10 protein-coding genes are annotated in these 6,236 nt (G+C 43.7%); 6 read left to right on the top strand and 4 right to left on the bottom strand.

Translation table 11 applies throughout. From position 1 onward, the window contains the following. From QUB63_RS25155 to QUB63_RS25145, 3 genes are all read left to right on the top strand, one after another. Positions 1-401 (top strand): type II toxin-antitoxin system VapC family toxin (locus tag QUB63_RS25155; RefSeq protein WP_332948062.1); only part of this gene is annotated, 401 nt, incomplete at its 5' end. Between the two features lie 76 nt (positions 402-477). Next, positions 478-858, top strand: coding sequence for a type II toxin-antitoxin system HicB family antitoxin (locus tag QUB63_RS25150; protein WP_332948061.1), 381 nt, complete (start codon positions 478-480; stop codon positions 856-858). A gap of 63 nt (positions 859-921) precedes the next feature. Then, positions 922-1,293 carry a type II toxin-antitoxin system VapC family toxin gene (locus tag QUB63_RS25145; protein ID WP_332948060.1) on the top strand — a complete coding sequence of 124 codons (372 nt, stop codon included), beginning with the start codon at positions 922-924 and terminating at the stop codon, positions 1,291-1,293. A 38-nt stretch (positions 1,294-1,331) separates the two neighbouring features. On the opposite strand, the gene QUB63_RS25140 is transcribed toward QUB63_RS25145, so the two are convergent. Together QUB63_RS25140 and QUB63_RS25135 are read right to left on the bottom strand one after the other, a co-directional pair. Next, entirely contained in the window at positions 1,332-1,778 is a 447-nt protein-coding gene (locus tag QUB63_RS25140) for a DUF5958 family protein (RefSeq protein WP_332948059.1), read from the bottom strand. Between the two features lie 82 nt (positions 1,779-1,860). Next, positions 1,861-2,091 (bottom strand): ribbon-helix-helix domain-containing protein, encoded by a 231-nt coding sequence (locus tag QUB63_RS25135; protein ID WP_332948058.1) that lies wholly within the window; start codon positions 2,089-2,091, stop codon positions 1,861-1,863. A 63-nt stretch (positions 2,092-2,154) separates the two neighbouring features. Here QUB63_RS25135 and QUB63_RS25130 point away from each other — a divergent pair, with 63 nt between their 5' ends. The 3 genes from QUB63_RS25130 to QUB63_RS25120 all read left to right on the top strand — a co-directional run bounded on the left by QUB63_RS25130 (position 2,155) and on the right by QUB63_RS25120 (position 3,638). After that, complete coding sequence (locus QUB63_RS25130; protein ID WP_332948057.1) at positions 2,155-2,415, top strand: hypothetical protein; 261 nt, start codon at positions 2,155-2,157, stop codon at positions 2,413-2,415. Between the two features lie 178 nt (positions 2,416-2,593). Further along, a complete protein-coding gene (locus tag QUB63_RS25125; RefSeq protein WP_332948056.1) occupies positions 2,594-3,070 on the top strand; it encodes an excisionase family DNA-binding protein in 477 nt (158 codons plus the stop codon). After that, positions 3,048-3,638, top strand: a complete 591-nt coding sequence (locus QUB63_RS25120; RefSeq protein WP_332948055.1) for a PIN domain-containing protein — start codon at positions 3,048-3,050, stop codon at positions 3,636-3,638. Before QUB63_RS25125 ends, QUB63_RS25120 begins: the two co-directional genes overlap by 23 nt. A 28-nt stretch (positions 3,639-3,666) precedes the next feature. On the opposite strand, the gene QUB63_RS25115 is transcribed toward QUB63_RS25120, so the two are convergent. Together QUB63_RS25115 and QUB63_RS25110 are read right to left on the bottom strand one after the other, a co-directional pair. Next, on the bottom strand, positions 3,667-4,248 hold the full coding sequence (locus tag QUB63_RS25115) for an Imm30 family immunity protein (protein WP_332948054.1): 582 nt from the start codon (positions 4,246-4,248) through the stop codon (positions 3,667-3,669). Positions 4,249-4,837: 589 nt separating this feature from the next. Then, entirely contained in the window at positions 4,838-6,100 is a 1,263-nt protein-coding gene (locus QUB63_RS25110) for a hypothetical protein (RefSeq protein WP_332948053.1), read from the bottom strand. Positions 6,101-6,236 lie beyond the last annotated feature (136 nt).

Here is a 6,236-nt window from a genome sequence, read left to right as displayed (position 1 = left end):
ACTCATGCTCAGCCCCGAAAAAAATCTATTTTACCATCTCTCCCTACTCTTTATTTTATTTTTCGGAGATGTCTATTACATTGGAAGAACAGGTGTATGGAAGACTCAATGGTATTAGGCGGGCTAACTCACCAGAGAAAGTGATATCAGCTTACGCAAAGTTGAGTGCTACATGGAAATACTTTACAAGTATTAACTTGCTTGATTTTGACCAAAATGCTTACAATTGTTACACTGATTTGGTGCGTCAAAAAATTCGCGTGGGTACGCAGGATTTGCGAATTGCAGCTATTGTGATTTCCAGAAATGCCGTTTTGGTGACGCGGAATCGGCGGGATTTTGAGCGTGTGCCCGGTTTGAGGTTTGAAGATTGGACGCTGGATGAGTCGGGTGAGGGGTAAAAGGGAGCTCGCTAGTTGCCTCAAATAGATGTTTCAATTAGAATTAAAGGCATAGTTATTATCTAAATATACTGCCATGACTGCCAAATTATTACTGAAGCCGTCGTCAAAATTAGCTGACTTTTCTTTGACAGTCCTCATAGAAGAGGAAACAGAGGGAAAGTATCAGGCGATCGTGTTGGGTTTGCCCGATTGTAAAGCCCAGGGGAATACTCGCTCCGAGGCTATTACTAATATTAGCAGAGTTTTGGGCGATCGCTTAGAAAAAGCTGAACTCATTTCTCTGGAAATAAAACCACCAAAAGCGGAGCATCCGTGGATGAAGTTTGCTGGTATGTATAAAGACAATCCGCTTTTTGATGAGGTGGTTGCTTGCATAGAAGCCGATCGCCGTCAACTTGATGAGGAAATGGAAGCATATTACCAGGAACTTGATGCGGAGTTGGAAGTAAAATGAGTCTGTGGGTACTGGATACGGATTGTTTGACGCTTTTTCAACCAGGAGCATCCACTTGTAAAGTTGCGGGTTAGTCAAGTTAAGCCCGAAGAGATTGCTGTAACAGTTATTACTGTAGAAGAACAACTCCGGGGGTGGCTGAATGTTATTAACCAATCTTCGCAATCCGATCGCGCGCTTTGGGCTTACAAAGGATTTCAGGATGGAGTAGAATATTTCAACAGTGTTAATGTGTTAAATTTTGACCGAGATGCTTACAACTGTTATACAGATTTGGTGAGTCAAAGAATCCGCATCGGTACAAGGGATTTGCGGATGGCGGCTATTGTGATTTCCAGAAATGGCGTTTTGGTGACGCGGAATCGACGGGATTTTGAGCGTGTACCCGGTTTGAGGTTTGAAGATTGGACGCTGGATGAATCGGGTGAGGGGTAAAAGGGCTCTCGTCCGATGGTGTCACCGCTTACTACAACTCAAACAAGAATGCTTTGTTGCAACTCGCGCCGAATTTCATCTAAAACTTGGCGATCGCTCAAATCGCGGTGCCACCAGTGGCTACAACCATCTTGACAATATTTGCTATACCTACGCGCATCAGCAATTGCTAATAAACTGATTAACAGGAAAAAGGCTTTGATAAATTCTGAAGCCGGCAGTTTCAAAAGCTTTGCTATTTGTTCTTTTAATCGCCCTTTACTCAGCAACACACAAGGGGTGTAAGTTGGGCGAAGTTTTGATCGAGCAATAGCTAGGGAAACATCTGCTTCTCGGGCTCCTGCTTGGAGTGCCATATAGGATATTCGCTGCAATATCTCCTGCTGCTCTTCGGTTGGGAAGCTCAAAAACCAGTTTTTTGCATCTTCTTGGCTAATTAATTCTTGTTGAATTTGATTGATTGCAATTTCATCGGCTAGATTCATTTGCCTCTCCTAAGTTTGGCTCAAATATGTTGTTTCGCAGTTGCCGATTAAAAATTTAAGCACGATCGATCGAGTTTTAGTTTCACTCATCTATTGATTTGAGTTTGCCGGATGCCTTTGCTTGGTCGATCGCATCTTGAATCAGAAGGTAGACAAAGTTGGAGATCGATCGCTTTTCGATCTCGCACAACTTTTCGAGATCCTTTTTAGCCTGTGTCGGCAAAACCACTGAAATCCGCTCGCTGTCGCTCATGCCTTGCAATCTGTTGGAAGTTTCCCCTATTGTGCCACCTCGCCCGTCCAGCTCGTGCATCCACAGTCAGCTTTATGCTTACTTATGCACACTAATGCTTACTTTGTGTTATTTTTATGGGTAATGTCAGAAGCCAGCGCATCCACCGACCAAGTTTCTGCGCTGGCTCTGGCTCCGTTTAGCAATGGAGACTTCTCTATTATGAAATACGAAGGATACCTCAAGCCGTGGGCAGTGGCCCGCTTGCTTAAGAGCTTGCAATGGGCGATTGTGGGTCGCCATCGCAGCCGATCGGATGCGGAGGGACATCTTCAGTTGTTTCGGCAACGAGTGCCCAACATCCGATTTGAATTGGTGTTTGATTTACCGCATCCTCAAGGTTAATTTCCTTGAGGGACGGTGTTTGATAAGTTGACAGTTAACTTTGGGGCGATCGCACTTTTTGCGGAAGGGCGATCGCTTTAGAGAATAGCTGCTTTGAGTTGAGGATATTTTGCCAGCGATCGCTTACAAGTTGAAACTGCTAGCATAGTAGCATTAGACCAATTCAAGAAGCATACTCATGAACAGACAAAAAATCATTCTCGATCCGGTTTTTCCAAAACAGGAAGAAATAGAAATTATTAATTTGTTAGATCGACTGCTAGAGAAAGAGATAGAGGATGGTGATTATGAGCAATTAAAAATGCAACTTGTTGAAATTGGCTCTGAGACGATCGCCCTACCTGAATCTCTTTATCAATTATTGCGTCAAGCAGTCCATTTAATGGCGGCAGATCGAGCGGTATCTTTAGTACCGATCGACCAAAATATGACCGTTGAAGAAGCAGCTATTTTGCTGAATGTGTCGCAACCATTTATGATAAAATTGTTGTCAGAAGGGGCAATTAAGTATGCCGTAGGAGATGAGCGACGGATTTCTTTAGCAGATTTAATGGCATATAAAAAGCAGCGCACAGTCAAACGTCGCGAAATTTTGAGAGAATTAGCTCAGTTTAGCCAAGAAGAGGAACTTAATGAGAAAAGAGTACACAGCTAGCAGGCTGACTCCCTATCCTGTTGTCTTGGATTCCTGTGTAATATTTCCTATGTACTTGCGCGACACGCTATTTCGTGCTGCTGAAGATGGGTTGTATGATGTGTATTGGTCGCAAGAAATTTTAAACGGTGCAACTCGCAATCTTATTAATACTGGGAGGATGACAAGGGATAAAGCGGCGCGTTTTGAGGCTGCGCTTAAGGAAGCTTTTCCCAATGCAATGGTTGAAGTCCCGGAGGATTTGATTCAGCAAATGACTAACGATCCCGGCGATCGCCATGTCGCGGCGGCTGCGGTTGTTGCGAAAGCTCAAGTTATTGTTACATCTAACCTGAGAGATTTTCCTCCAGAGTCTCTCAATCCTTGGGGTATTGTGGCACTGCACCCTGATGTTTTTCTGAATCGACTTTATGAGGTTGCGCCGGATTTGATGGCTAATTTGGTTTGGCAGCAAGCTGAGGATTTGAAAAATCCACCCCTGACTGTTGATGAATTACTTGTCAGGTTGAGGGAGGAAGTTCCGGTTTTTGCCGATCGAATTCAACGTTATTATGAAAATATTTCCTAGCAGGTGGTTGAGGGGCGAGCGCTCATCCTTACTTAATAGGTTTAATTTCGGCTATTGGCCGATCGTCTTGCAAAAGTACCAAGATATTGCCCTCTTGAATGTGTTTAAGAAAGCTTGAAATATCGCTCTGAATTTCATCAATATTAATGTCGAGCGCAGTTGCACCGGAAATAATAGATTCAGCACGCGAAGATAAAGGAGGGGATTCATTAGCAGCTATTTCTTGCAGCAACTTGGTACATAAATCCCGATTGTGAGAATTGGTAGAATGTAACATCTCGCTATATAACTTTCTGGCTAAATCCTGATTGATAATTCCATAAAGTAGAATCATTGTCCATTCTTTAGCATTAACAATTATCCTGTCGTTCGCATCAATAAATGCCTGCAACTGGTCTTTCAGTTCAAAAGACTCCAGAAAATGAATGAGTCCATACATGACTTCATGTTGTTCGCATCGGTCATCTAAAACTAGATAGAGTGCTGGCAAATATTCGCGGTTGGGATGTAGAGCTAGTTCTGCTAGAGCCAAGTCAAAATTCATTGCTTCTTCATCAGATCGCATGAATTTATTAGCATTTAATATTTCTATCCATTGAGTAGCATTCATCTTGTGTTTCCCACTTTATCAAAAGTACCTGACCATAACAGCTTGTTTTGTTTGATGACTTGTTGTAAATTCCGCCTAATCTGTAGTGTATACAACCGATCTTGGCGATAAATCGATCGCACATCCCACACCGCACGAGCTAGAGCTTGCCGGGGTGATAGACTAAAGTCTGGTCTTTGTCCATAGGATTGTGTGCGCCGATGACGACCACCCCTTCCCGGATCTGGCTGTTCCATCAAGATAGCAATACCCTTGTTTCTAGTGTAACCAGAGATTCCTATTTGTTTCATATAAGCATCGGATGGAATATGGTGGGGTGTAAGGTTGTCTCCTGTGCGGCGGATTTTGTTCAAGTCGCCAAACTGTCCGACTGTGCTTTCACCTGGAAGTAATCTAGGTATGTTATTTAGCACTTTTGTGTTTGAGGATGCCTTTTATTTTATAGTGCAAAATAGTTCGCTATTTTAATTAAATCATGGAAGATTACTTTGGGTAAATGGGAGGCGATCGCACTTTTGGACATCAAGGGCGATCGCACTTTTGGAGATTAAGGGCGATCGCTCTTATTAGTTTACAAAATATCGCTCAACTACAGAACGATCATATTACTTGCAGTCAAAGGAGTGTCAGAGAAGACAGTAAGTTGACCACCCGAAGCAAAAGTAATTTTACCAGTGCTGTTGACCTGGCTTAAAACTGTACTTGCAGTTAACCCCGAACCCTGAATTTGAATCACATCATTCTCGGCGACAGAGAAGGAGTAGATGATATCTTGTCCGATTAATACATCTTGAGCGGTATTAAAGACGAAATAGTCCTGACCAGCACCACCAATCAAGCTATCATCACCGACACCACCTTGAAGAAAATCATTGCCATCACCGCCAAAGAGCACATCATTACCTTCTTTGCCGAGTATGTTATCATTACCGAGACCACCAATTAAGCTGTCATTACCGACACCACCTTCAAAATAATCATTGCCATCACCGCCAAATAGCAAATCATTACCTTCATAGCCAAAGGCAAAATCATTTCCACCTAAAAGATCGATCGTATCATTACCATCAGTACCAGAAAAGTTGTCACGATTTTGGCTGGCGATCGGGGGTTTTTCTTGTGAGACATAACCAGCAAGGCTAGGAATTTGATAACCTTTATCCGCCAAAACTGCTAAATCTGCTCTTGTTGGGAACCGTCCACCAGCACTTGGTGACATAACTGGTGATTGACCATCAATTCGGAAGTTTTGATCTATGTGAGGATTACCACCTGGCATAAATGGAATCGGATTACCACCATTAACATTGAGAGAGTTAGGGCCCGTTCCCTGCGTGTTGGGATAAAAACCTAACGAGTGACCAATTTCGTGTACGGCAACACTAATGAAATCATTTTGGGTTACTGGAATATCACTAACGGTTGTAGGTGTTGGGTCAAAGAACCAGTTAAGACCTGACTCAAAAGAGATGCTGCCAAAAATATCGCCCGGTCTTGCTTGTCGAATGCTGTCATATCGAACTGTTTGACCAGAAGCCAGTTGTCCTGCTGCGTTTGAGTTTGGATTACTAAACACTGGTGATTGACCGCCGACAAACAGAACCATGTCATCAACTGGTGTATCGAAAGTAACATTTTGGGCTTGCCCTGTAATCGGATGGGCTATTGTCCCCGATACGCCAGCAGGTATATCGGGAAAATCGTTTTTGATGACATCTTCCCAGATTTTACCTGCTGCTTCCAGCGCTGCTTTGCGACTAGGATCGTTAAAGAAACCAGTCGTATCGTAACGATAGTCGAACTTGATATTAAATCCGTTAGGTGCAGGCGGGGTAGGCAGTTGTGGTATCACCGGTGGTGTAGGTGTGACAGGCGTCGGAGTCGTCACCACAGGCGTCGGAGTCGTCACCACAGGCGTCGGAGTCGTCACAGGCGTCGGAGTCGTCACAGGCGTCGGAGTCGTCACAGGCGTCGGAGTCACCACAGGC

The organism is Microcoleus sp. ARI1-B5 (assembly GCF_036705795.1).
In the GTDB taxonomy this organism is placed as follows: domain Bacteria; phylum Cyanobacteriota; class Cyanobacteriia; order Cyanobacteriales; family Microcoleaceae; genus Microcoleus.
Note: the sequence above shows the minus strand (reverse complement) of the source record. Positions and strands in the feature narration are given on the sequence as shown.